The 26456-nt window shown below is 45.0% G+C and carries 21 protein-coding genes and 1 pseudogene; 12 read left to right on the forward strand and 10 right to left on the reverse strand.

What is annotated here, in order from left to right:
* Positions 1 to 396 precede the first annotated feature (396 nt).
* Positions 397 to 894 (forward strand): RNA polymerase sigma factor, encoded by a 498-nt coding sequence (locus tag ADU23_RS09195; RefSeq protein ID WP_053373461.1) that lies wholly within the window; start codon positions 397 to 399, stop codon positions 892 to 894.
* Positions 895 to 1015: 121 nt separating this feature from the next.
* Positions 1016 to 1717: a DUF5666 domain-containing protein gene (locus ADU23_RS09200; protein ID WP_157265702.1), complete on the forward strand. Its 702-nt coding sequence runs from the start codon at positions 1016 to 1018 to the stop codon at positions 1715 to 1717.
* Positions 1718 to 1832: 115 nt separating this feature from the next.
* Here ADU23_RS09200 and ADU23_RS09205 read toward each other — a convergent pair whose 3' ends face one another.
* Positions 1833 to 2213: a DnaJ family domain-containing protein gene (locus ADU23_RS09205; protein ID WP_053373463.1), complete on the reverse strand. Its 381-nt coding sequence runs from the start codon at positions 2211 to 2213 to the stop codon at positions 1833 to 1835.
* 164 nt (positions 2214 to 2377) lie between these two features.
* On the opposite strand from ADU23_RS09205, the gene ADU23_RS09210 reads away from it, so the two are divergent.
* Positions 2378 to 2656, forward strand: a complete 279-nt coding sequence (locus ADU23_RS09210) for an alpha/beta-type small acid-soluble spore protein (protein WP_053373464.1) — start codon at positions 2378 to 2380, stop codon at positions 2654 to 2656.
* Between the two features lie 138 nt (positions 2657 to 2794).
* Here ADU23_RS09210 and ADU23_RS09215 read toward each other — a convergent pair whose 3' ends face one another.
* Positions 2795 to 3817, reverse strand: coding sequence for a serine hydrolase domain-containing protein (locus ADU23_RS09215; RefSeq protein ID WP_053373465.1), 1023 nt, complete (start codon positions 3815 to 3817; stop codon positions 2795 to 2797).
* A gap of 66 nt (positions 3818 to 3883) precedes the next feature.
* Positions 3884 to 4708, reverse strand: coding sequence for a MerR family transcriptional regulator (locus ADU23_RS09220; RefSeq protein WP_053373466.1), 825 nt, complete (start codon positions 4706 to 4708; stop codon positions 3884 to 3886).
* Between the two features lie 350 nt (positions 4709 to 5058).
* On the opposite strand from ADU23_RS09220, the gene ADU23_RS09225 reads away from it, so the two are divergent.
* Positions 5059 to 9462, forward strand: a complete 4404-nt coding sequence (locus ADU23_RS09225; RefSeq protein ID WP_053373467.1) for an AAA family ATPase — start codon at positions 5059 to 5061, stop codon at positions 9460 to 9462.
* 66 nt (positions 9463 to 9528) lie between these two features.
* Here ADU23_RS09225 and ADU23_RS09230 read toward each other — a convergent pair whose 3' ends face one another.
* Positions 9529 to 9930 (reverse strand): RidA family protein, encoded by a 402-nt coding sequence (locus ADU23_RS09230; RefSeq protein ID WP_053373468.1) that lies wholly within the window; start codon positions 9928 to 9930, stop codon positions 9529 to 9531.
* Positions 9931 to 10292: 362 nt separating this feature from the next.
* On the opposite strand from ADU23_RS09230, the gene ADU23_RS09235 reads away from it, so the two are divergent.
* The 5 genes and pseudogenes from ADU23_RS09235 to ADU23_RS33495 all read left to right on the forward strand — a co-directional run.
* On the forward strand, positions 10293 to 10832 hold the full coding sequence (locus ADU23_RS09235) for an NADPH-dependent FMN reductase (protein WP_053373469.1): 540 nt from the start codon (positions 10293 to 10295) through the stop codon (positions 10830 to 10832).
* Between the two features lie 198 nt (positions 10833 to 11030).
* Positions 11031 to 12830, forward strand: a complete 1800-nt coding sequence (locus tag ADU23_RS09240; protein ID WP_053373470.1) for a sensor histidine kinase — start codon at positions 11031 to 11033, stop codon at positions 12828 to 12830.
* A complete protein-coding gene (locus ADU23_RS09245) occupies positions 12827 to 13966 on the forward strand; it encodes a response regulator (protein WP_053373471.1) in 1140 nt (379 codons plus the stop codon). The genes ADU23_RS09240 and ADU23_RS09245 overlap by 4 nt, the downstream gene beginning before the upstream one ends.
* Before the next feature lie 129 nt (positions 13967 to 14095).
* Entirely contained in the window at positions 14096 to 16885 is a 2790-nt protein-coding gene (locus ADU23_RS09250) for an Ig-like domain-containing protein (RefSeq protein ID WP_053373472.1), read from the forward strand.
* A gap of 237 nt (positions 16886 to 17122) precedes the next feature.
* A pseudogene (locus ADU23_RS33495) lies at positions 17123 to 17316 on the forward strand (IS5/IS1182 family transposase); the annotation flags it as partial.
* 157 nt (positions 17317 to 17473) lie between these two features.
* Here the strand turns inward: ADU23_RS33495 and ADU23_RS09255 are convergent.
* The 5 genes from ADU23_RS09255 to ADU23_RS09275 form a co-directional block, all read right to left on the reverse strand.
* Entirely contained in the window at positions 17474 to 18115 is a 642-nt protein-coding gene (locus ADU23_RS09255; protein ID WP_053373473.1) for an FMN-dependent NADH-azoreductase, read from the reverse strand.
* 292 nt (positions 18116 to 18407) lie between these two features.
* On the reverse strand, positions 18408 to 18776 hold the full coding sequence (locus ADU23_RS09260; protein WP_053373474.1) for a hypothetical protein: 369 nt from the start codon (positions 18774 to 18776) through the stop codon (positions 18408 to 18410).
* 75 nt (positions 18777 to 18851) lie between these two features.
* Positions 18852 to 21356 carry a flagellin N-terminal helical domain-containing protein gene (locus ADU23_RS34030; protein ID WP_053373475.1) on the reverse strand — a complete coding sequence of 835 codons (2505 nt, stop codon included), beginning with the start codon at positions 21354 to 21356 and terminating at the stop codon, positions 18852 to 18854.
* A gap of 183 nt (positions 21357 to 21539) precedes the next feature.
* Positions 21540 to 21713, reverse strand: coding sequence for a carbon storage regulator (locus tag ADU23_RS09270; RefSeq protein ID WP_053373476.1), 174 nt, complete (start codon positions 21711 to 21713; stop codon positions 21540 to 21542).
* Between the two features lie 372 nt (positions 21714 to 22085).
* Complete coding sequence (locus tag ADU23_RS09275) at positions 22086 to 22244, reverse strand: carbon storage regulator (RefSeq protein ID WP_053373477.1); 159 nt, start codon at positions 22242 to 22244, stop codon at positions 22086 to 22088.
* Between the two features lie 473 nt (positions 22245 to 22717).
* On the opposite strand from ADU23_RS09275, the gene ADU23_RS09280 reads away from it, so the two are divergent.
* Entirely contained in the window at positions 22718 to 23575 is an 858-nt protein-coding gene (locus tag ADU23_RS09280; protein ID WP_053373478.1) for a class II fructose-bisphosphate aldolase, read from the forward strand.
* A gap of 129 nt (positions 23576 to 23704) precedes the next feature.
* Here the strand turns inward: ADU23_RS09280 and ADU23_RS09285 are convergent, their stop codons facing one another.
* On the reverse strand, positions 23705 to 24454 hold the full coding sequence (locus tag ADU23_RS09285; RefSeq protein WP_053373479.1) for an SDR family NAD(P)-dependent oxidoreductase: 750 nt from the start codon (positions 24452 to 24454) through the stop codon (positions 23705 to 23707).
* Positions 24455 to 24571: 117 nt separating this feature from the next.
* Here ADU23_RS09285 and ADU23_RS09290 point away from each other — a divergent pair, with 117 nt between their 5' ends.
* A complete protein-coding gene (locus ADU23_RS09290; RefSeq protein WP_053373480.1) occupies positions 24572 to 25456 on the forward strand; it encodes a LysR family transcriptional regulator in 885 nt (294 codons plus the stop codon).
* A gap of 28 nt (positions 25457 to 25484) precedes the next feature.
* On the forward strand, positions 25485 to 26432 hold the full coding sequence (locus ADU23_RS09295; protein ID WP_053373481.1) for a helix-turn-helix transcriptional regulator: 948 nt from the start codon (positions 25485 to 25487) through the stop codon (positions 26430 to 26432).
* Positions 26433 to 26456: the final 24 nt, after the last annotated feature.

Below are 26456 nucleotides of genomic sequence, written 5' to 3' on the forward strand. Positions count from 1 at the left end.
TTATACTTCCTCATCCACACCTTTAATCGCCCAATATCTGCGATCCCAAGCTCATCCGCTACCCTCTGCTTGGTCATTCCCCCATGTCGTAGCTCGATAGCCTTCTTCTTTAATTCAAAACTATACGTCTCAAATTTCTGTCCTTTTTTCGCCATAACGAAAAGCACCCCCTATAATATCCATCGGTTTAAACACCAGGGTGTTTTTACAATGTCTACTATAAGGGGTGCACTTCAATTGCACTCGCAGCAATTGGCGGGCTTTTTTGCGTCTCCCAATTCCATCCCTTCGAGCCGAACGTTTATTTCATTGGAATTATCTGTGTGCAAAATAAGTTTACCGCAATGAAAAATATGAGGGTCCTCAGTTGTATTAATAGTGAAAGGGGGTGCTGAGGTGTACCATTCATTTGAGCTCAATGAATCCGTACGGCAGGCCTTGGATCTATATTCACAAAGCATGATCAAAATTGCCTTTGCATACTTGAAAAATATAGCTGACGCAGAAGAGGTGGCACAGGAAGTATTTCTCACCTATTTGCAAAAGCGCCCTGTATTTAATAGCAGTGAACACGAAAAAGCATGGCTGATTCGAACGACCATTAATAAAAGTAAAAACATGCTAAAAACCGGGTGGTTTAAAAGCAGGAACCCTGTTCCCGAAGATCTGAGCTACCTTCCGAAGGAAGAAAGTGAGGTCTTACAGGCCGTACTGGCCTTGGATAAGAAATATCGGATTCCGATTCATCTGCACTATTATGAGGGATATTCCATTCAGGAAATTGCAGATATTTTGCAGTCCAAGCCTGCAACGGTAGGTACATGGCTAGCGAGAGGACGCCTTATCTTAAAAGAGAAGATTGGAGGCCTTGAGGATGAAGAGATCATTATATAAATCCGGGATGTCCCGAGTGAAAACGAGTGAGGATTTTAAAGAAGCAACCTATCAGAAGTTGATGTTGGAAATGGAAAAAACAGCACAAACAAATAAGAGCAATCTAAAGGAGACATTTAAAATGGAAAAAGCTAAAAAAAGAACATTAACAGGTTGGACAGTCGGTATTGCAGCATGTGCGGTATTATCGGTCAGCATTTTCAATATGAGCCAGAACACGTCGATTGCTACGCCACAACCCTCGGCTGTTGTAGCAAAGCCTCCTATTATGGGTAAAGTGGCAGTAAATATTGATGGCGTTATTTCCGAAGTGAGCGAAGACGGCAAAAGCTTCAAGGTAGGTGACCTGTGGGTAACGGTAACAGATAAAACGGAGCTAGGCAGTAAAGAACCGACAGCCGCCAAGCCATCCGAAGAGCTGCTGCAAAAAGAATTTAAAGTAGGAAATATCGTGTCGGGCTACACGTCTCAGGATGTCAGCACCGGCAAGGTGACGGCAGATGTTATCTACAACAATATGGCCCCGCAGAAGGACACTAGCACGAACCCGCCTATTAAAGGAAAAGCTGCAGTCAATATTGAGGGCGTGATTACGGAAGTAAGCATAGATGGAAAAAGCTTCAAGGTAGGCGACTTATGGGTAACAGTAACGCCGGAAACGGAATTGGGCATCGGAGGCCCAACAGCCGCAGAACCATCTGAAGAGCTGCTGCAAAAAGAATTTAAAGTCGGAAATATCGTGTCCGGATTCACGACAGAGGATGTTGGCACGGGAAAAGTAAATGCAACGCACATCTACAACAATATGGCTCCGCAAAAGTAAGAGATATACGGGAGCAACATGGCAAGATGAATTAAAATAAAAAAATGCCTAGGCACCTTCATGAGAAGGTGCCCTAATTTCGTCGGTAAGCCTGCGAAGCTGACGCTTTATCTAATTAATCGTTCTCGATTAGCTTTTGTTGAATTTGATGCTCGTATTCGGCGAACGCTTCCGACATCATCCATCCGCGATCGGACATCAGTGATTGATAGCGTAGCTTCTTGGCTGACAACTCACTTTGAAGCTTTTGGCGGTCGGAATCGTTTCGGCAGGCGGAGAGCAAATCACCAAGCGTGACCATTTCTTTGCGGAGCTGCATTTCTTCTGGAATCATCCCGGCATTTTTGAGCAGCTTGAAGCCGACCCGAAGTTCCTCAGGGACATTCTCCAGATCATTAGGTGGAAGCGGCTTGCCGGCGCCCGGCAAATTGTCTAGTTCCCCGCGGCGGATAGCTTCCAAGATTCTCTCCTCTGCGATCGAGCGTATAAATTCCATCGGTTTATCAACTCCTCGATATTATTTTATCACACCCTACAACAAATTATTTGAGGAGTGCAGCCAGCATCCCTCTCATGAATGAACGCGCACCGAAGCGGGATCGGGATGAATTGTTGCGCTTCCGGGCATGTTAGGGAAAACATCGAAGGGAGTGCTGCGTGATGGCAAGAAGAAGGAGAAAATATGCGGTGCCAGGAGTTGAACAGGGGATGCAAGCATTCAAAGCTGATGTTATGAAACGCGAAGGATATGCCGTGAATCCGAATCAACCGGACGACGTAAAATACGAAGTGGCAAAAGAGCTTGGCGTACCACTGCATCCAGGGAACAATGGTCATCTGACTACGGAATCAGCCGGCCAAGTCGGAGGCAAGATTGGCGGCTCCATGGTTAGGGAAATGATCCGTCTCGCCCAAGAGCAAATAGCGAACAGGGAGTAGCCCGTTCTGAAGCCTTCTGAGAAGCATTCACTTCAAATGACATCGCAGTAGGCTTGATGACCTAAACCGACAACTTCCCCTTCCCATAAGAAGGGGTTTTCGTCGATTGCCGCTGCTATTATTAAGCAATCGTTTCGCTTAGTCTATTAAAGCCGGAAGTATATGCTCCTTAATCAGTGTCCACCTATCTCGCGGATTTAGCATGAATGCGGATGCAATGGCTACGACCAGGCTTTTTTCCGGAATGCAGCAAATGACATTACCGCCATCGCCAAGCGCTAAGTACGCAAAAGTCCCATCTTCATCGCCTAGCCACCACAGATACCCGTATTTATTTGGGTTAATAGCCGTAGATTCGTCAATCCATGTCTTCGAAATAATCGGAGCATGGTCCCAAATGCCACCGTTCAGATATAGAAAACCAAAACGCGCCATATCACGGGCATTTAGCGTAAGTCCCCATCCTCCTGTGGAATTGCCGCTCGGGTCGTTGACCCATCCTTTCACAGCTTTCCCGAATAAATCATCAAACCCAAAGGATTTCATCTCATAATCCGGGATTTCTTTCATGCCGATGGGTTTAAATAAGCGTTCATTGGCAAATTCACGGGCACTTTTTCCTGTGCTGCGAGTGATAATGGCTGAAAGCAGATGCGCCCCTGCGGTGGAGTACTTAAAAGCTCCGGTTTCTCCTTTTTGACAGAGCGAATCCAGCGTATACTTTACCCAGTCAGGCTGCATACACATGATGTCCAGCGGTTCGTGCCAGTCTTCAAACGCATAGGGAGCTGTCATAGTGAGAAGATGGCGTATGGTGATTTCTTGTTTCTGTCTGTCAGCAGCATCAGGGACATATTCGGGGAAAAAATCGAGCACCTTCTGGTCTATATGATTTATATATTGCGCATCTAGGGCAATACCAATGAGAGCAGATATGATGCTTTTCGTTACAGATGCCACATGGTGCGTATCATCGGGGCCATACCCATTATAATATTTTTCGTAAGCCATATATCCATTTCTCACAACAACAATCCCGTTAATATTGCCGTAATCGGTTTTTATGATACGCTCAAGCTCTGAAAGCTTTTCAGCGTCCATACGCAATGCAGCAGGGTCTCCGGCTTGCCACTCTGTAGTTGGCCACTCGATTCTTTGCATGACAGCTACCTCCTGAAAGACATTATTTTGATTAGCGAGCGGTAAATAAAATGTCAGTTCCTGCTGCTATTTTTTCTTAATGGGAAAATACACCTCGGTAACGATATCCTCAGGAGAGGCGGCTTGATTTGGATCGGTTAAATAGACTTCATAGGGCGATTTCGCCAATTGATAGCCTTCATTTTCTACCCATTCCCGCAGCTTAGCATATACGGATGTTAATTTAGAATAGGAATCCTTAAGCGCAGACTTCGCACAAAGCTGCCCAGGCAAATCCCTCGTTCCTTTTACAGGCTCTGCAATTGGGATGGCAAACTCGGTATCATTGCCTGCAGGGTTGTACTCAGAGCTGTGGTAAATGGTCATCGGCGCGCCAAGCAGGGTGAGTTTTTCAGAAGCAATCTTTTCATACAACCTGCTAAAATACTTCCCATATCCCGCGGCATAGTCATTGCTGCTCATCACCTGACGCATATAAAGGATATTCATTGGCGGGGTTTCAACAAGCTGCACCTCGATATTGTCTAGGTAAGACATAATGGAAATGCCTTTTTCTAAATCTAAAATATCATGGCTCATTTGTTTTAGGGTGTAATCAAGAGCATTCCGTTTTTCTTGTATTTCCTTTCTCTTGCGATTAAGGGCAGAGCAAAGCTTCTCTTCGGATTGATCATCTTCCCATTCCAAGAAGGCTTTGATTTCTTCCAATGGAAAATGATAAGACTTCAAACGGTTGATCAAGAGCATCTTTTTGAGCTGCCGGATGGAATAATACCGATAGCCGTTTTCGGGATTGATTTCATCAGGAGTCATTAATCCAATCTCATCATAATAACGAAGCGTTTTGGTAGATACTTCGCATATCCTCGAGAATTCTCCAATCGATAGCACGCGCTCACCTCCATCCTTCCTATTTTATACGGACAAAATGCTTTAAGTATCGAGCCTTTGCTCATTACTACTGTACACCTTGCCCTAAGGGAAAAGTCCACTGCAAAAGAATGGCTCGAACCCGCTCGTCTCTTACGATGCAGCATCAATAGAACCCGGTTGATGCTTCCATTCAATATGGACAATCTTACCAAAAACGCAGCGATGCGCGAATAGGATTGGCAGTGAAATACCATTGTGAATCCTCCTAGCAGGTGCTATATTAGGGTTGAATATTCGGACATGCTAAGGTACTCGCCGAGTGCCTTGTTTTTTTATTAAAGGGACCGTCAGATGGGGGCTTAGCAGCTTTGGACAACAACAACGGGACGACGAATTTAAGCGCTTATATGAAAAAAAACAGGATCGATTTTCAGGCTTTTATTTCAATCTCATTGGCACTGGCAGAGCTGCTGCAAAAGCAGCATCTTAGAGGTTTGATCCAGCAAAATATAAATCCCGACAATATACTCATTCGGTTCCCATCCGGTCGGTTGACGCTCCAGCTTATCCATCCATCCAAAATGATGCCTGTCGATGGGCAAACCTTTTTATCGCAAGACGATCTCATTCAAGCTTTAGCCTACATTTCACCGGAACAAACGGGCCGCATGAAGCGAAAAATCGATGGACGCAGTGATTTGTATGCTTTAGGTGTTCTTTTATATGAGCTGCTGACGGGTGAGCTTCCTTTTAAAGCGCGAACCGCTAACGAATGGATTCACGCCCACATGGCTTTGCTTCCCACTCCTCCACGTACACTAAACCCCAATGTCCCGCAAATCATAAACGATCTCGTATTAAAGCTGCTGTCTAAAACAGCGGGGAATCGATATCAAACGGCCTACGGCCTGCATGCTGATCTGCTTAAGTGCTCGGATCGGCTGAAGACGGATAGCATTCACGAAGCTTTTCCTTTAGGAGAATCAGACGAAATAAGCCGTTTTCGGCTGCCGAATAGGCTCTATGGCAGAGAGAAAGAGCTGCAGGAGCTGCTTGACGCTTACGAGAGCTCCTATTCGGGCTCCATGGAGCTTGTCCTAATCGGAGGCCATGCTGGGAGCGGCAAAACAGCGTTAGTCAAAGAAATTCAAACATCCGTTAGGCACAAAAAGGGATATTTTATAACCGGCAAGTTTGATCAGCTGAATCAGTCTATTCCCTTTGAAGCGCTTATCGCCGCTTTCCGTGAACTCATTCGACAAATTCTGGCAGGGACGGAGGAGCAGATTGCCGAGTGGAGAAAAAAGCTTTTGAAAGCGCTTGGACAAAGCGGAATGGTTATAACGGAGGTGATTGCCGAGCTAACCTTGATTATAGGCGAGCAACCCCCTGTAGAGGACTCATCCCCAGCAGAATCGACGCATCGGTTTCAAACCCTATTTAGCAAATTTATTAAGGTTTTTGCGGATAAGAAGCATCCTGTTGTTATATCGTTGGATGATTTGCAATGGGCAGATCCTGCCTCGCTTGATTTACTTCAGGTTCTGATCAATGATCCGTCCAATAAGTATCTCTTAATAATCGGCACTTATCGAAATAATGAAATCGATGACGAACAGTTATTGGCGAAAATGTTTTTTGACAACTTGCGGGTGAAAGACTCCGGCATTCATTTTATAAAAATCGATCCGCTCGGTTACTTGGATGTCATTCAATACGTTGCGGATGTGCTGCATGACAAGGCAAGCAGGATCAAGCCGCTGGCGGAAATCATCTATCAGAAAACAGCAGGCAATCCTTTTTATGTACAACAGCTGCTGCAATTTATTTTTGACGAGAAGCTGCTCTATTTCAATTCGAAGCATGCGAGATGGGATTGGCACATTAAATCAATCAAAGAACGGGAAGGCTTTAAGGATGTCATGAGCCTCATCGTAGGCAGGTTTAATACGCTTCCGGAAGAAACCCGCCAATTGCTTCGTTTAGGGGGCTGCATCGGAAATACCTTTGATATCCGGACGTTATCGATGCTCTACGAACGGGACGCTGCGCATACGGAGCAGAGCCTGCTGCCCGCGCTTAACGAAGGCTTGTTATTGATTGAGAAGGAGCGCTATATTTTCTTGCATGATCGGGTGCAGAAGGCGGCTTACGATCTCATACCAGATGAAGAGAAAAACAATGTCCATTTGAGGATCGGCCGGTCAATGCTTCGTTTTTTTGGCACGGAGGAAACAGACGATCATCTATTCGAGGTCGTGCATCATCTTAATTTAGGCAGCTCATTCATGGCTGACCAGGCGGAAATGGAACAGTTGGCGCGCCTTAACCTAAGAGCAGGCAAAAAGGCGAAGGCTTCTACCGCGTATGTTCAAGCATTGGCGCTCTTAAAGACAGGCGCGCAGCTCATTGAAGCTCAGGGATGGTCCAGACAAGATGCTCTGTATTACAATCTCTTGCTTGAAAGCACGGAATGCGAGTATTTTTGCGGAAACTTTGCTCAGGCGGAATCCATTCTGGAGCAGCTGCTGCGGCATTCTTCGAGCCAAACAGACCGAGCCCGCGTCTATATTATCCAGCTGATGATGTACGCTTATCGAAAGAGAGAGCATGAAGCGGGAGAGATAGCTTTAAAAGCGATGGAGGAGTTTGGTTTGTATATTCCGGCCAAGCCTTCGCGCCTAACCATAGCAGCTGAAATTACGTACACGCAGCTCTGGCTTGCGAGCAATCCGGGGCTTATAAAGGCACTGCCTGTAAGCCGCGACCCGCTGCATAAAGCATTGGCGGAAATCGTCATGGCATCATCGTCCATTTTATTTATTATTAACGAGGAATCCTCTCTTGTATTGTTCACCAAATATGTGAGAGTGTCTTTGAAGCAAGGCAATTCTGAAGCTTTTTCAATTGCGCTTGGCTCTTATGCCATTGCGGTGTGCTTCGGATTAAAAAGATACAAGACAGCACTCCGCTTAGCCGAGATTGCCCTTAATCATTCAGAAAAAATAGATAGTGTCTTATTAAAAGGAAAAATGCATTTTATTATGGGGCTGATTTTGCAATTTCTGCGACCTCAAGAAGCGGGCCTACACTTTCAAAGATCGGAGCAGTTAAGCTTGGAAGGCGGGGATATGATTTACGCGGGTTATGCCATATCTTCACGATTGATTACAGGCAGCGAAGATTTGAGGCACTTGAACCATATCTGTAATCAGCATGAAGAACAAGCAATCCGCGCGCTGGACCGCATGACTTTAAGGGTCATCTATCAAACGAGGCAATATGTACATCTTTTGCAGAGCACCCAGGAGACTGAATTAACGTTTGACTGTGAACATTTTCAAGAAGAAAGCCTGCGGCGAGAAGAAGTGTTGAACAATACGTACAAGGGAAATCGATACTATTATTACACATGCAAGCTTGAGATTTATTATCTGTTTGGCCATTATTCTGAGGTTGCAGTCCTTGCTGAGGAATCGGCGGAATTCGAGATGGGTACGGTGCTGTCGTTTAATCAAAGGCACAGTTTCTATCATGCTTTAGCGATCACAGCCATTTACCCCCATGCTTCGGATTCAGTCAGACGCAGCTATCGCAAAGTATTAAATAAATTGCTCGCCCGGATGAAAAAATGGACAAAGGTCGTTCCAGAGAGCACATTGTCCAAGCATAGGCTGATGCAGGCGGAAATAGCGCGTTTGGATCAGGAGCATGCGAAAGCAGAGAAGCTTTATGTTCTGGCCATCCAAATGGCTCAAAAATCGGGATCGCCCCGGGATGAAGCGATTGCGAGTGAACGGGCGGCCCATTATTACCTTTCTATGGATAAACATAAAATTGCGGAAACTTACCTTCAGGATGCCTGCAGGGCTTATTTCAAGTGGGGCGCGTTAGGTAAAATAAAAAGAATGCAGGAAATCCACCCGATTCTTGAGAAGCTGTCATTCATAGAAACAGATGCGGCAGAAGCCATCTATGGTGATGATCTGGAAATTGTCGCCGTCGACAACGGGCTAAATAGAGGACTCGATAAGGAATTGGATATGGATACACTCCGTCAGGCTTCAAAAATCGTATCCAAGGATAAAGCAGAGGCTGACCTGCTATGGAAATTCCTTGACCTGGCGATCAGCAATGCCGGCGCCGAAAAAGGATTGATCCTGCTTGGACGAGAGGGAACATTGATGGTAGAGGCTGAGAAAGATATAAATCGGGATCAAGTGGAGCCTGCCGATTACATCGATCATTATTCAACAGCGGTTGTTCAATTCGTGATGCGAACGCGGGAGTCGGTCGTTTTGGGCGAAGCTTGCCACAGTATATTTGCCGCGGACCCTTATATCCGACTGAAACGTCCCAAATCGATTTTATGCTTGCCCATTAGCTATCCTGATCATCGTTTCGGCGTCTTGTATTTGGAAAATAATTTAACATCCGATGCTTTTAGCAAGGACCGTTTGGAAGTACTCGAAATGCTGTTTTCGAGAATGGCCTATTTGAAGCTCTGGCAATCACAAATGCATGTCGGCGGCGAAGCTGCTGAGACCGCGAGCGTGAAAGCAGCGCCTCCCTTGGTCGAATCGCTTACGAATCGTGAAATGGAAATCATCCGTCTAATGGCAGACGGCTTGACCAATAAGGAAATTGCCTTACGGCTAGAAATAACCGAAGGAACCGTCAAAATTCACGCCTTTAACATCTATGGCAAGCTGCAAGTAAATCGAAGAGTGCAAGCGATATCCAAAGTAAGGGAACTGCGCCTTCTGGACTAATAGCAACGCAAAACGAGCCTCTAGAATGACTTCTAGGGCTCGTTTTGCGTAGCGGGAGGTCGGTCTTTAACCTGCAGCCCAAACATCCAGCTCAATTTTTAATTCAGGCAAGCCTAATGCCGTGATATATGCAACGGTCATGGAAGGAGGCGTGGGACCGAATACGTTATGCCAAATGGCGTAAAAGTGATCCCAATCGATTTCTTCCGTAGCCCAAATGTTGATTTTGATGACATGATCGGGAGTCAGCTTTTGGGATGAAAGGATTTCAACGATATTGTTCATTGTATTCGTAACTTGTTGGTTAAAATCATCGGGTATATTTTGGTTTTGGTCTATGCCAATTTGGCCAGAGAAAACATACATCTCAGCATCTCTGCTTATTTTTGTTACATGGCTATAGCTGCCAACCGGCTTCGCTATGTTTGAAGGATTATATCGTTTAATTACATGATTATTTAAGTTCATCGTCAGTAAAGTCTCCTTATAAATCGAAAATACATAACGATAGGTTATATATTTTCACTGTTTTTTTAAATTCCCATGCCTATAGGACAGACCTATCCCGTCTATATTCATTTTAGAAAAAAACAGCAGTAGAATACCCAATGCCACAAGATAAATATTTAATCGATCTTTTCTTCATTAGGTACCCCTCCTCACTCTTTATAAGTAAACGAACGTACAGCAAAATCATAACACTAACCCAGCAATAATAAAAGCTGGACTAAGCGGACCCTTCCGAGCATTATGCTTCGCCGAGCCTATACATATTGTTCAAATGAAATGGATATTATGTTAAAGGTTGAAGTTGAATGAGGAGGATAACGATGTCAAAATTAAATATCGGGATTATTTTAGGAAGCACTCGTCAAGGCCGTGTAAGTCCTCAAGTAGGCGAATGGGTGAAAAGTGTCGCTGACAAACGTAACGATGCGCATTATGAAATCGTAGATATTGCGGACTACAAGCTTCCGCTATTGGGAGAGGCTGATGCCACAGAGCAAGCGACAGCTTGGAACGTTAAGCTTGGCAGCTTGGACGGATTCGTATTTATCGTTCAGGAATACAACCATAGCATCTCTGCAGCATTAAAAAATGCGCTCGATTATGCGCGTGATGCATGGAACAATAAAGCAGCAGGCATCGTGAGCTATGGTTCCGTTGGCGGCGCTCGCGCAGCAGAGCATTTGCGCGGAATCTTAGGAGAGCTGTCTGTAGCGGATGTCCGCATACACCCGGCTTTGTCGCTATTTACTGATTTTGAGAACGGAACGGTGTTCAAGCCCGCGGATCTGCATCTTACCAATGTGAATGGCATGCTCGACCAAGTGCTCGCTTGGAGCGGCGCATTAAAATCGTTGCGGTAATCGTAACCGGCTATAGCAAGGCAAAAAGCCCTTTAGGTGAACGTCGCCTAAAGGGTTTTTTTGGGGTTCGAATTTTTAATAATAAAAAATAGTGTTTTATGCCATTTTTCGCTTCGGCAATATATGTTTTTGCAACTTCATCTGCTAACATAGGAGAAGCATAATGAGAGAGTACATAAAGCACGGGGGCTAGCATCTATGAGCTACAATTTATATTTATCAGCATTGCTGATGGCGGCTACCTGCTGCTCGCTAATGCTGTGCTATCTATCTTGGAAAAGAAGAGAGCTGCCTATTGCGATTAGTTATGGGCTAGGCATGTTGACGGGTTCATTGTACACTTTCGGATACGCTTTTGAAATTGTTAGCACCGATTTAGAACATATACGCTTCTGGCTTCGAATTGAATATCTAGGCATCCCATTCGGCACTATTCTATGGATTATTATGGTGCTGCAATATACGGGAAGGCAAGCGCTCGTTCGAAAATGGGTAGTAGCGCTGCTGATGATTGTTCCTTCCATTACCTTTGTAGCTCATTATACGAACGATTGGCATCATTTATTTTATAAAAGCATGACTTTAAATTACTCGGAGGGCTTTCCGCTGGTAACGACGGAGAAAGGACCTTTGTACAAGCTGCATGTCTACTATTCCTATTCCTTCTTTGTGGTAGGCATGGGTTTAATGGTTGAAATGTTTCTAAAAGCGACATCCCGCATGAAGAAACAAATCGCTTTTATGATCATTGGATCCTGGGGGCCTTTTGGATTTACGCTTATTTATTTAAGCAATGTCATTTATATGCCAATTGATATCTCCCCATTTGGTTTTATTTTCTCAGGCATCTTCTACATGTGGGGTATTTATCAATTCAATATGCTTAGACTGGCGCCCTTAGCGCTGCAAAAGGTGTTTGCATCGATGCAGGATGCGGTAATCGTATTTGATTTGGAAAATACGCTGACTAGCTTTAACCAATCCAGCAAGCAGGTTATTAAAGGGATAAATAATAAGTGGATCGGGTTGCCGGCAGCTCAAGTCTTTTTGCAATATCCATTGCTGCTGGAGAGAATCATGCAAGGGCCTTCTTTGAACAGCAAGGTTCAAATTTCGGGTCAAGCGGATGAGCCCTATTATAATGTGCATATGACCTTGATTAGCGATAAGAACCAGAAGCCTGCCGGCAAAATGTTTTTGTTAAGCGATGTTACGGAAATGGTGCGTTCAGAGGAGCGGCTGCTTGATAATGCCCGCCAGCTAAGCGAACTGAACATGTTCAAGGATCGAATGTTTAGCGTAGTCGCTCATGATATTCGCGATCCGCTGGCGGTGCTTATCAATTTGATGGAGCTCATGGAGGACGAGCTGCAAGGCTACGGCGGAGAGCATGAGGAAATCGTCCATGAAATGGGACAGCAAATTGAAAATACTTTTGCACTGGTAGAGAGCTTGCTGGAATGGTTCCGAAGCCAACGCGATGGCATGGTGTTTAACCCGGTGGAGAGAGACATAAACCATACCGTACAGGCCTGCATACGGCTGTTGGCGGTTCGCTGCGAGAGTAAGAAAATCCAATTGGTATCGGAAATACCGAAGGATACGTTTGTGTTAGCCGACAAAGAAATGCTTGATTTGATCGTCCGAAATTTGCTGTCCAATGCCGTTAAATTTACCAACATCGGGGGCACGATCCGATTAAAAGCAGAACATCATGCCGATAAACTCATTATTTCTGTAAGCGATTCTGGGGACGGAATATCGCCGCAACAAGCCAGCTCACTGTTACAGGAAGGTTATCCGGTGTCATCAACAGGAACAGCAGGAGAACGGGGCGTCGGTTTGGGACTTACTTTATGCAGGGAATTTGTTCTTTTAAATGGTGGGGACATTTGGTTCGATAGTTCGGAACAAGGGAGTACCTTCTACTTCTCCGTTCCTACGCCATCTGCACATGCATTCAGACAATTGAGCAGCTTGGAGGCGAGCGCAGGATGAAGGTTATCCTTATTGATGACGAGAAGGCGATGCATTTAATTATGAAACGGATGCTGGCGAAGACGTCTGCGGAAGTAGAAATTGCAGGCAGCTTCACGGAGACGGAAACAGCATTTTTTTATCTGATGAATCATGACGTAGACTTGGTGTTTCTGGATATTAGCATGCCGAGGGAGACCGGGCTAGAGCTTGCCGAACGGTTAAGAGAGGTAGGAAGGGAAATAAAGATCGTGTTCCTGACCTCCCACAAAGAATATGCTTTGCCTGCCTTTGATGTGTATGCCTTCGACTACATCGTAAAGCCGGTTGTGCTGGAAAGACTTCAAAAAACGCTGCAAAGAGCGTTTGCTGAGAAGCGTAAAGAGAGCTTGCAGCAAGGGGAGCGGGCGGCGCCTCTAAATGAAATGAGGTTCAACTGCTTAGGTGTTATAGATATTCAAAGCACGCAGGGATTAAGGGCGAAATGGAAATCAAGCAAAAGCGCGGAGCTGTTTGGCTATTTGCTTATGCATAAAGGAAGGCTGATATCCAGAGCAAGGCTGATCGAAGAGCTGTTTGGCGACATGCCGCAAAAGAATGCTGAGGTTTACTTGAATACGACCGTCTATCAGCTGCGGAAGGTATTAGATCCATTTGGCCTGAGAGAGAATTTGCATTCTGACAGCAACCACTACGCTCTTAGCCTGAGTGAGGTGAGTGTAGACCTTGTAAGCTTTGAAGAAGGCTGTAGAAAAATGTCAGTCGTGGATGAGACAAATCTGGAAGAGGCGATTGCGCTAGAGCAGCTGTACGCGGGGGACTTATTTGGGGATCACGCTTTTGCATGGGCTTGGAACGAGATCGAGCGTCTTTCGTTGCTGTACACCTCCTTTACCCAGCGATTATGTATAGCTTTGTTAAATAAGAGCGAGACAAATGCTGCCATTAGGCTGTTAATGAAGCTCATGTCGCGCAATGAACTGGACGAACAATCCTTCATGCTGCTTATGAAAGCTTATGCTTTGCAAGAGAACAAGGAAGCGTTGATCCGGCAATATAGGCAATATGAAGATACGATGCATAGAGAGATCGGTATAAAACCCTCCCGCGAGGCTGCTGATTTATATCTCAGCCTGCTGTCTGGGCTGGATAAATAAGGATGGGTAAATATGAAAGTCTCCTAAAATAATGGGGGCTTTTTTTCTTTTGTCGAAGTTTGTCATTTTGCCGTCATTGGGCTTGGATATAATGGATTTAACTATGGATATAAGGAGAGATAAGTTAGCATGAAACGATTTTCAACACGCAATTTATTTTTAGTTTCGGCTTTGATTCTGAGTCTGTTAAGCGGATGTGTGATCAATACAAACCAAGTCACCATTAACTTTAACTCGGAGAGGTTAAGTGATACAGAGCATGCATACATCAGATATTCGAATGGCGATGTCGTTCAGGCACCTAACCTATTGCAGAATCAAAACAACGTTACCGTTGCTACGAATAGCACGCAACCCATTGTAGGCGGATACGTAAGCGATGGTGTGGTGAGCTGGGTTCCAAACATGAGTTATGGCGGTGGAGGTTATGTTACTGTCAGTGGCATTTCGGCAAGTAAACCCACGCTTCCTGTAGGCTATGTCAAGTTAAATAATTCACCGGAAAATGCTCCGAATCAACCCGGGTATATAAACGTAACCTTTGCTGTTTATGATACCGATGGCGAGCTTGTGGATGATCGAACGGAAATTTTTGCACATTCCGCAGATACAGCTTTAACCTTCTATAACATAGATCCAAATGACCTAAGTAATGGCGATTTTTATAAGAGAACGAATACGGTAGACGAGGGTTACTCGTGGTACACCGTTAACGGATTGGTCACTTTCCAAATTAAATCCGACATTAGTGAAATTTATAATGCACCTCTTTCTTTATATTCAGGTTCTCAATTCATAACGAATGATCCTTTTCACAAAAAATCTACACCTGTGGCAGCAATCAATGTAGGCAGCGTAGGGGATGCCTCTTCCTTGCTAATTGGCGATACTTTGGCTATGCTCGCGGATATATTGCCAGTAGAGGCCTCTTACAAAAAGGTGAAATGGTCAGTTGAGAACGGAACAGGCTCAGCGACAATCAGCACTAGCGGCGTATTGACGGGTATTTCGGCAGGTACGGTTACCGTTAAAGCTACGGCTATTGACGGCAACACCGTTTATGGAACAAAAACGATTAAAATTCATGGACCTATCATACCTGTTCAAACCATAACCGTAACAGCGGAAGATGAGGTTTCTACAATCGAATCAGGCAAGACCCTTCAAATGTATGCTGTTGTAGCTCCAAGCGACGCAACAAACCAAGAGGTTGCTTGGTCTGTTATTGATGGGACGGGTACGGCTGTTATTGATGAAGAAACGGGAGAGCTTACTGCGGGCAATCCAGGTACAGTAACGGTCCAAGCAACAGCTACCGATGAAAGCGAAGTCGTTGGCAGCACTATTGTTACGGTAACAGCTGCCCAAGTCCCTGTATCCTCGATTACGCTAACAGGGGATTCCAGCGTGCTGGTTGGCCAGACGTTAACCATTGACGCGACCGTTGCTCCTGCTCATGCAACGGACAAATCGATTGAGTGGTCTGTTGAAGACGGAACAGGCACAGCGACAATCAGTACAAGCGGTGTATTGACCGGCACTTCAGCAGGCACGGTTACCGTTATAGCAACGGCTATTGACGGCAGCGCCGTTTTTGGAACCAAAACGATTGAAATTAATGAGCCTGCCATACCTGTTCAAACGATTTCCGTAACGGCGGATGGTGAAGTTACTACAATCGAATCAGGTAAGAAGCTTCAAATGTATGCTGTGGCTGCTCCTAGCAACGCAACAAACAAAGCGGTCGCTTGGTCCGTAATAGATGGAACAGGTACGGCTGTTATTGATGGAGAAACGGGCGAGCTTACTGCCGGCAATCCAGGCACAGTAACGGTCCAAGCAACAGTTGCCGATGAAAGCGGAGTTGTAGGCAGCGTGATTCTTACGATTACGGCTGTCCAAGTCCCTGTATCCTCGATTACGCTAACGGGTGATTCCAGCGTGCTGGTTGGCCAGACGTTAACCGTTGACGCGACTGTTGCTCCTGCAAATGCAACGGACAAATCAATCGAGTGGTCTATTGAAAACGGAACAGGCACAGCAACAATCAGCAAAAGCGGTGTATTGACGGGTGTTTCAGCTGGTACGGTTAGCGTTAAAGCAACGGCTGCTGACGGCAGTGCCGTTTATGGAACAAAAACAGTCGAGGTTAAAGTAAGCTCTGGCAGCGGTAGCGATCATGGCAATCCGACACCTCCTCCAGCGCCAACACCAGCGCCGACAACAAAGCCTGAAGCAACACCAGAACCAAAACCGACAGCAACGCCTGAAGTGAAATTTGATCAAAATGTGATTCAAGTGGAAAAAGTGATATCCAGCTTAAACAAGAAAGCAGAGGAAGCGAAAGCTAACCCAACGGATGTCGAGTTCAAAGACACAAGCTCCCACTGGGCTGGGGCAACCGTTCATATTTTCGTGAAATTAGGGATAGTAAACGGATATGAGGATGGCTCCTTCCATCCTAACGCAAGTATTACCCGCGCCGAATTTGCTACCATTATTGCAAAGGTATTTGACCTCTCTGCGACGGGTGATAAAAATAAGCTAAGCGACGTTTCCGATCACTGGGCTTCAGCATCAATTGCTGCTTTAATAGAAAGCGGCATTATCTCAGGGTACGAAGATGGCACATTTAAGCCAAACAAAGAAATCAGCCGTGCCGAAATCATCTCCATTATTTCTAAAATCATTGACCTTAAAGCTGTAAACACAGCTTCAGCGCCTGCATTTACAGATATTGATGGAGCGTGGAACAAAGATCAAATCAAGCAAGCAGCAGCGGCAGGGATTATTAACGGAGCGGGTGATGGACAATTTGCGCCAAACAAGCCATCATCTCGCGCTGAAGCGTTAACGATTGTTTTACACACGCTGCAAACCAATGCGGATCTAAAAGCATTATTGGAAGCTATAAAATAATTAACGCGAAATGCTTTCATACAAAAAGCCTGCCATATGGCAGGCTTGGGCTGTCGAGAAAGTCTCGACAGCTCATTTTATGTTGAATTAATTTAACACGACACCGCGTTAATATAGTATTTATATTAACTCATTCGATCGGAAGGTGTTAGGTATGCTGCGTTCTAATCGCGATAAACAACAACATTTTGAATTGGTTTCTATTGAGGATTTAGTGCCCGCCGATCATATGCTTCGCAAGAAAATGTACATGATTCTGTGCCATACCTCTCTCGCTTAGAACGTCAAAGTGAACAATTTGGTTTCATGTAGAAGCAGTTGCTTTAGATTCAGGTTATTTGACAGCACCTATCTGTAAAGGTCTTGAAACGCGTAAAATCTTTGGTGTGATCGCATATCGTCGTTTCCATTCCACACAAGGTTTATACCCCGTGTCTCAAAACAAAAAGAGAAACCCAACGCTTCGGAAAAGCGTGGGTTTCTCTACAGTCTGAAGACCGGCAACTACCGGTCTCCTTCTCTTTTTCATAAAGTATTTCTGAGAAGACTCTTTTTCAATAGGGTTATGTTCCACTTTGTCCTTGTTATTTAAAACTTTCGAGCTAATTCACGAGCTTGCTGTATGGCTTTCTCTTTAATTGCCGGAGCTTGATCCGGCGTTGCAGCGACACCTTCGATAAAGATACCTTCGAATGAAGGAACACCAAAAAACTTCATAATCATAGTTAAGTGACGATGACCTATTTCAAAGTCTGCAAATGGTGCCCCTTGCGAATAAAAGTTACCAGCTGCTTGAATATGCACAGCCTTTTTATCACCAAGTAACCCAACTGGACCTACATCCTGAACGTATTTGAAGGTTTTCCCTGCAACGCATATAGAATCAATGTATGCTTTCATAACTGGTGGGAAAGAAAAATTCCACATTGGATTAACAAATACATATTTATCTGCAGCAACAAATTGGTCTACCAGTTCACCAAGTCGACTTACTTTCGCTTTTTCTTCTGTGCTCAACTGATTAAAATCAATGCCAGAGCTTAATTTTCCCCATCCGCTAAATACATCTGCATCAATTTGCGGGATATCTACTTGATAAAGATCAAGATGCAGTACTTCATCGTTAGGATTAGCTTCTCGATATTCATTAATAAATTCTTTTCCAACACTTAAACTATAAGAGTTCTGGTGATCATGCGGATGAGCTATAATATACAATACGGTTGCCATTTTGGTTAATCTCCTCTAATTGTGATTTTTTTTTGGACACTGATAAGACAATTGGCGACTTCAATTTGTGACATAAAACGAGTTATTATTTTATGACTATTTGAAAATGATAGATCAACTGGTAGCAGGGTAGTAAAAAGCGGGAAATCTAGGGAAAACCCCTTAACGCCGTGTCTTAAAACAAAAAAGAGAAACCTTGCGCTTCGGAAAAAGCGTGGGTTTCTCTACAGTCTGAGCCTGCCATATGGCAGGCTTTTTGCTTGTTAGGAGACGAGCATGTCTCAAGCATTAATCAAGAGTATGTATAGGATGAAAATGCTTGCGCAATTTCGGACTTCCACTTTTTATAGGCCGGCAGCAGCGTGAAGCGAATGATTTCCTGTATGCTGTTCCATTCGTTATTTTCATATGCTGAAGTGAGCTGCTCCAAAGCATGACGCAGCGCCAGAGTCAGTTCCTTCAACTGATTGGCAGGCAGCACGGCTGACAGAGCCTGGAGTAATATTTCCATATGATAATAAGCTTCAACGATTCCTTTGAACAATGTAATCGTATCCTCGATGTAGCCCTCATTTAGCCTTTTCTTCATATGTTCAATTCCCTCAAGGCAGGTCTCTGCCAACTCGATCGTTCGGTTCAGCGTATCGAGATGTTTGTCCATAATAGGCCCTCCCTTATTCATGGTAGAAAAAAGGAAACTCTAGAGAGCCTAGAGTTTCCTTGCTTGCTGCTGCGATTAACGAAGTAATTGAAGTACGCCTTGCGGCTGCTGGTTGGCCTGTGCCAGCATCGCTTGAGCGGCTTGAGATAAGATGTTGTTCTTCGTGAACTCCATCATTTCCTTTGCCATATCTACGTCGCGAATACGGGATTCAGCAGCAGTCAGGTTCTCAGCAGAAGTGCCCAGGTTATTGATCGTGTGCTCTAGTCTGTTTTGGTAAGCCCCAAGCTTAGAGCGCGCCGTGGATACGGCGCCGATCGCGTCATCAAGGACGGAAATGGCTGCTGAGGCGTTTGCGGCCGTAGTGACATCCAGCGAGAATTCTTTGGCAGTGTTGTTTGTTACGGAAGCCTTGGCTGTTAAAGTAGCCACTTTGCCGTTTGACGCTGTAATGGTTGAGCTGGCTGTGTCTCCCGTTACTTTAAGAGCCTGGGAGCGCATGTCGGCGATCTCAACGGCTAATGTTTGACCGCTGTTGGAGCCGATTTGCATACTCAAGGAGTTATCGATAATATCGTTCTCAAGCTTAAAGGTGGTCGTAGTGGAGTTGGCAAGGGTAGCCGCATTGGTTGTAAGCGAGACGCCGTTATTAAACGCGATCGTATCCCCGGCTTTGCCTGTTTTCGTATCGTAGGTAGTTGTGCCGCCATCATTGGTCAGCTCGAACTTAAATTCCGTCACGTTCGCGTTAACGCCGAAATAAATATCTCCGCTGCCGGATAGGTCAGCGCCATCATACGTTAATACGACATCGCGCCCTAGATCAATGGTAGTGTTATCGGCTGCTGTCGCGCTCAAGGAGTATTTCGCTCCGTCTACCGCCGTTCCATCCGCCTTTTGAAGCTCTGCCGTATAACCGGCTGCCGTTTTAACATTGAAGGTTACATCGTAGTTAGCGCCTGCTGCCTTTCCTTGAAGGGCAGCTGTGCTGAGGTCGATAAGCGCGCCTGACCCGCCGAAGGACAGGTTCGTCAGCGCATTCGGGCTGCTGGCAAGCTGAAGCTCATTAACAACCGTATCCGTTCCGATTTTAGTACCGGAAACCGTCTCTTTAAGACCAACGGTATATTGGCTTTGCACAGTAGTGGACAAAGAGTTGCCCGATACGAAGGAAGCGCCAGTAGAAGTTAGAGTAAGGTCTGTACCGCCGCCATCGAGATCAAACGTCAAATCGCCGTTTGTGTTCGATGCGATAGTCGCTGTCGCGCTGTCGGCTCCTTTAGTAACGGTAACTTGATCCAGCGCTGCACCGGAAGCAAGGTTAATGACTTGGCCGTTATACGTACCGTTGTCATTGACAGCATCGGCAAGGTTCAAGCCGGCAATAATTTTGTCAACATCCACGTCAAATTGGACGCCAGCCACTTGCAGCGTTTTTGCGCCATCGCCAGCCGCTCCGGAGATGGAAACGGTGCTCGTGTTTGTGCCATCATTGAATGTAAACGTAATATCAGCCGTTGCGTCGCCGCCATCGACTACGTTAATCGTTAACGTATTGCCAGTACCATTATTAATAAGCGCAGCCTGCGCGGTAGTCGCGTTCGGTGCCATTGTGAAGTTAGTGATTACGCTGTCCGCTTTCAGCGTGTTCGCGCCATTGTCCGTCACTTTCGTTGCATCGATCGTTCTTGATGTCTTGATCGTGTACGTGCCGGAATCCGTAGCGTTGGCAGTACCTGTCTTAATATCTAGTCCGCTTCCGATGGAGGAATAGATTTGATCTTTTTTGACGGAGAGTGTATGGTTCACATTATTTAGCGAGGAATTGCTTTCGAGCGTAATAGGCGTATTGCCGCTAGCTGAATTTAAGATTGCTCCAGCATCGGTAGCTGCACCGTCCAATTGCTTCGTGTTTTCTGCCGTGATCGCAATTTTATAGGCTCCGCCTGTCAGATCAACCGTCGCTCCAGCTGTTACAGAAGCATCTGTCACATTGGATAGAACCGTCGTTTCGATTTGCGCTACTGTGCTTGAAGTGACTTTGACATCATAAATGCCAATTGGCGCAGCCGCTTTCGGGTCTACTTTGACAGCGGTAATACCGGCGCCAAGCGTAGTCGTTGCCCCGCCGACAAGTGCCTTGCCATCGCCAGTAACCGCAACATCGCCGTTCAAAATTTTTCTTGTATTGAACTCAGTTGTGTTGCCGATACGGTTGATTTCGGATGAAAGCTGGTTCATTTCCTCTTGGATCGCTTCACGGTCAGTCGTGGAGTTCGTATCATTGGAGGATTGAGTAGCGAGCTCACGCATGCGCTGAAGAATGGAGTGGGTTTCGCTTAGCGCGCCTTCAGCCGTTTGAATCAGTGAAATGCCATCCTGGGAATTGCGTGTAGCCTGCTCCAAGCCGCGAATCTGGCCGCGCATTTTCTCGGAGATTGCAAGGCCGGCAGCGTCGTCTCCTGCGCGGTTGATGCGAAGGCCGGATGATAGCTTCTCCAGGTTTTTGGATGTGTTGACGCCGTTTGTACCAAGTTGACGGGATGTGTTCAGTGCTGCAATGTTGTGATTAATTCTCATTGATCATTACCTCCATGTGGTTTGGTTAGAATGCATATCCGTTTGCATTCTTTGAAGATTTAACGATGTCCTTACAGGCCGTTGCCGAATTGCGCGCTAATCCAAGCAATGAGCTGCAAGTCCATAGTCCCTATCATCCTTGACCTTCACCACTCATCCTTAAGTGGAAGGCAACGGGTTTTTTTATTGATTCTGAAGCCTCTTTTTCTCCTCAAACAACTCTCCGCGAACGATAGAAATATGTTTTGGAGCCTCAATGGCCAGGCGTAAATGCCCTTCTTCGCTTTTTACAACTTTCACCATAATGTTATTGTCGATCATTATAAATTCTCCTGGTTTTCTTCCGAGTACTAGCATTCACCCATCTCCTTAAAAGTTGGTATAAAAAAAGATGAGCAAATACGTCGTCGCCCCTCTTCATCCTGAAGAAAGACAATCGACATATTTGCTCATCCATAAGTCTCTTGATTTTTGTTCACGCAATTCGTATGAATCAATCTTAGAGAAAACCAGGCAAACCCATTATTAAATAGCAAAAAGGACGAATAAATAGGCAGGTATATACGGATCTTCATCCTGAATAAATACCATGCTTATTCACTCGTCCATGAGTGTAATCATTTGTGCTTTATAGAATATATCGGCAGCTTAACATTATTTGTTAGTGCTTTTTTTAGAATCGCAAAAAATATTTTAGTGCAGCTTCCTGATTGGAATCAGCGGTGCTGCTCATTTATTTGCATCATGCAGTTCTCCCCGTATAATCGGAATGTCGCGCGGGGCATCAATGGCAAGACGCAAATGCCCGTCCTCGCTTCTAATTACCTTAACAATAATGCTCTCATTAATGACGATGAACTCTCCTGGTTTTCTTCCGAGTACTAACATTATCCTCGCTCCTTAATGGAATCCTATAAAGGCCATTTATGCACTTTCTCTCTCTCTTGCTTTAACCATCCTAATCTTTACGCAGCAGAATGAAATCTAACGAAAGTTATAGATCGACAAAATTTTTGCAGAAATAACAAATAAAATAGAAAAATGCAGCAATGATTATGCTCAAAAATAAGAATGGATAAAGATGCTTCGATTGGGATAGCAAATTGGGACGAGGCCATAATATAACGATGAATATGATATAATCTTAGAAGTGACAAAAAGTAATCAGCCCTCTATAGGTGTCTTATAATGAAATTTGTGATAAAATGTAGACTTATAAGAGGAACGTGAACGAGGCAAAACCCATTCCGTTCGTGCCAGTATAACTGCAGCTTAAGGACGCCATTTTAAACTGTAGATGAATTGGGTATGATTGAAAGGTCTAGTCATTAAATTGCAATTATTTTGAAGGAGGATTTAAAATGGCATTGGTTTCGATGAAAGATATGTTGAACAAAGGTTTAAAAGAAGGTTACGCTGTTGGTCAATTCAACATCAACAACCTAGAGTGGACACAAGCGATTCTTGGCGCTGCTCAAGAAGAGCAATCACCAGTTATTCTTGGTGTTTCTGAAGGTGCTGCTCGTTACATGGGAGGTTTCACAGTTGTAACTGCAATCGTGAAATCACTTATTGAAGAAATGAAAATCACGGTTCCGGTTGCTATTCACCTTGACCATGGTTCAAGCTTTGAAAAATGTAAAGCAGCCATTGATGCAGGATTCACTTCTGTTATGATAGATGCTTCCCACTCCCCATTCGAAGAAAACGTAAAAACGACGCAACAAGTAGTTGCATACGCGCATGAGCGCGGCGTTTCCGTTGAAGCTGAGCTTGGAACAGTTGGCGGACAAGAGGATGATGTTATCGCTGATGGCGTTATCTATGCAGATCCACAAGAGTGCAAACAGCTTGTTGAGCTTACAGGCATTGACTGCCTTGCTCCAGCACTTGGTTCCGTACACGGTCCTTACAAAGGCGAACCAAACCTAGGCTTCAAAGAAATGGAAGAAATTTGCCAAACAATCAAGCTTCCATTGGTATTGCACGGTGGTACAGGCATTCCAACTGCTGATATTAAGAAATCAATCTCGCTTGGAACTGCAAAAATCAACGTAAACACAGAAAACCAAATCGCATTCACAAAAATTGCTCGTGAAATCTTGACTTCTGATTCAGAAGTATACGATCCACGTAAATTTTTGGCACCAGGCCGTGACGCTATCAAAGCAACAGTTGCTGGCAAAATGCGCGAGTTTGGTTCTTCCAATAAAGCGTAATAAGCAAAATGTAAAAATGGTTGGGCCGATTGCATCCTGCAATCGATCCAACCATTTTTTTATGGCTGTAAATGCTCAAAAAAAGGAGAAACACCATTCCCTGTTCCGAATGATGTTTCTCCTTTTTCATTATTTAAAAGAAGCATATCCTTCATCAGCCATGACCACGCTGCCGTTGATCGCGCTCGCTTCATCTAAGGAGAGCAAATAAACGGAGTCGGCAACTTGCTCAGGCTGTGTTAGCTTATTTCCGATAACCTTCGCTTTCATGGAGTCGATTAGGCCTTGATCCTTATAGCCTTGAATAATAGGCGTATCAACTGCCCCCGGTGCAATGGCGACTACCCGTATGCCGTAAGGCGAAAGCTCTAAAGCAGCGGATTTCGTCATCATAATGACAGCACCCTTGGATGCATGATAAGCAAAGGTTCCTGGGGATGCTAAGAATCCAAATACAGAAGCGGTATTTATAATGACGCCTTTAATGCCCAGCTCTCTCATTTTTTTGCCTGCCGCGATAATGCCATGCGTAACCCCATGCTGGTTTACGTTGATTACGCTATGGTAATCATTTAAATTTTGATCAAGGACAGGCGTAGTCCGCCCGATGCCAGCGTTGTTGAACATAACATCGACTCTGCCATAAGCAGCGACTGCCTTCTCGATAAGCGCCTCAACATCTTCGAACTTGGATACATCGGTTTTAACAAAAATAGCTTCGCCGCCGTTAGCCCTAATGAACTTGACCGTCTCGTTGCCAGCTTCTTCGTTAAAGTCAGCGACAACAACCTGCTCCCCTTTGCTTGCGAATTTTATAGCTGTTGCTCTCCCTATTCCGCTAGCTCCGCCTGTGATAACTGCCACTTTTTTTATGCTCATGATGTATGCCTCCTAGTGAAGTGTTGTTTTCAAAGTTAGTTTAACTCTCTTTTAAGTTAAATAAAATTTAATTATAATAACTTATAGTTAAGCAGTACTTAATAAGGACGGATAACGATGAATTTAGAACAGATGGAATATATTGTGGAGGTCGCAAGCACAGGGTCATTCACCAAAGCTGCCGAGAACGCGCATGTCACTTTATCGGCCATTAGCCAATCCATTTCCTTGCTCGAAAAAGAATTAGGCCTCTCCTTGTTTACTCGATCCCGCGGTTTAGGCGCCCTCCCTACGGTGGAAGGAAAACAAATCATTAAGAAAGCAAACGAGGTATTACTGAAAGTGAACGAGCTTAAAGAAGAGGCAAAAAGCTACAGCAGCACCTTGAACGGCGAATTAAAAATAGCTTCCATACCGGGTCCGATGCATTTGCTCGTTGATGCTGTCTCTAAATTCAAGGAAGACTACCCCAATGTTAAAATAGAAATTTTCGAAAAAGGACCGAAGGAAATATTAGATGATCTGGCCCATAGCCGAATTGATATTGGATTAATTGTATTATCGGAGCATTTTGAAGAAAAAAACGAGCATTTCTCTTTTGAGAAGCTGCTGGAAGGAAAAATGGTCGTAGGCGTAAACAAAAACTCACCACTCGCTTTTGAAAAGAAAATTACGCCCGAGCAATTGGCTGGGCAAACGCTGGTATTATATGATGATAAGGTTCTGGTGGACGATACGAATGCCTTAATCGCAAAGCATGGAAAAGCGAATATTCTTTTTACTACGAATAATACGAAGGCGATTCAAAACGCAGTGAAGCGTGGGCTCGCTATTACTGTCGGACTGGAATATTCGTTCCGGGATGATCACTCTGAGATTGTTCCGATAGAGCTTGATATGCCGAATGCAAGCCCTGTTCACTATGGGTGGGTACTCCATAAGGGGAAGCACCCCACGCAAATATCGAAAAGGTTTATTCAAAGACTGCAATTTGAATTTTAGTTCAATCGCAAGAGGAGGCTGCGGCCGGGTGAACAAGACAGACCGATTGTTAGCTATCGTGTTGGAGCTGCAGCGCACTGAGGTTATAAGGGCTGAGGATTTGGCAGCAATATTCGAAACGAGCGTGAGGACGATCTATCGGGATATTCAGGCGCTAAGCGAAGCGGGCGTTCCGGTGGTAGGGGCTCCCGGACTTGGCTATTCCTTGATGGAAGGATATTTTCTGCCGCCAATCAGCTTCACGGCGGAAGAAGCCGTAGCCTTGCTTATCGGAACGGATTTTATTGAGCAAAGATTCGACGCGGACTATGGCAGCAAGGCTCAATCCTCACGCGGAAAGATTGAAGCCATCCTGCCGGAGCCGGTTAGAAGCGAAGCATCTAGGGTACGCAAAACTATGAGGCTGATCACTTCTAGAGAAGATGTCACTCGCAAGCAAGAGAAAGAGCATATATGGATGATTCGCCGAGCGATATTGGATGAGCGGAAGATCCGTTTTGGTTATTCGAAAAAAATAGCCGAGCCCGGCGGGAATCGCCAAAGTGTACGTGTCGCGGCTCCTTACGGACTCGTTTTCTCTTACGGGTCGTGGATGCTGATTGCCTTTTGCGAGATGCGGCAAGAGATTCGTCATTTCCGGTTGTCGAGAATGGCGGAGCTTACCGTTCTGGAGGATAAATTCAAGCTAAAGCCTGATTTTAATTTAAAGGATTACCAGCCGGAGGATGACCGCCATATACATGTGCGCATTCATGTGAATCGCGATATTGCAGATAAAGTGAAGGAGTCGAGCAACTTTTATACGGTTGCAGAAGAAGAGCGTGCAGATGGCTTGTTTATCAGCTTCCGTGTCCGCCATCCCGAGGAGCTGCTCCATTGGGTGCTCGGCTGGGGAGCAGGCGTCGTTGTACTGGAGCCTGAGTCCTTCCGAAACCGCATTCGTGACGAAGCCGAAAAAATGTTAAAACGCTACTGACATACTGTTGTCAGTAGCGTTTTT

It is taken from the genome of Paenibacillus sp. FJAT-27812 (assembly GCF_001273905.1).
Classification (GTDB): Bacteria; Bacillota; Bacilli; order Paenibacillales; family Paenibacillaceae; genus Pristimantibacillus.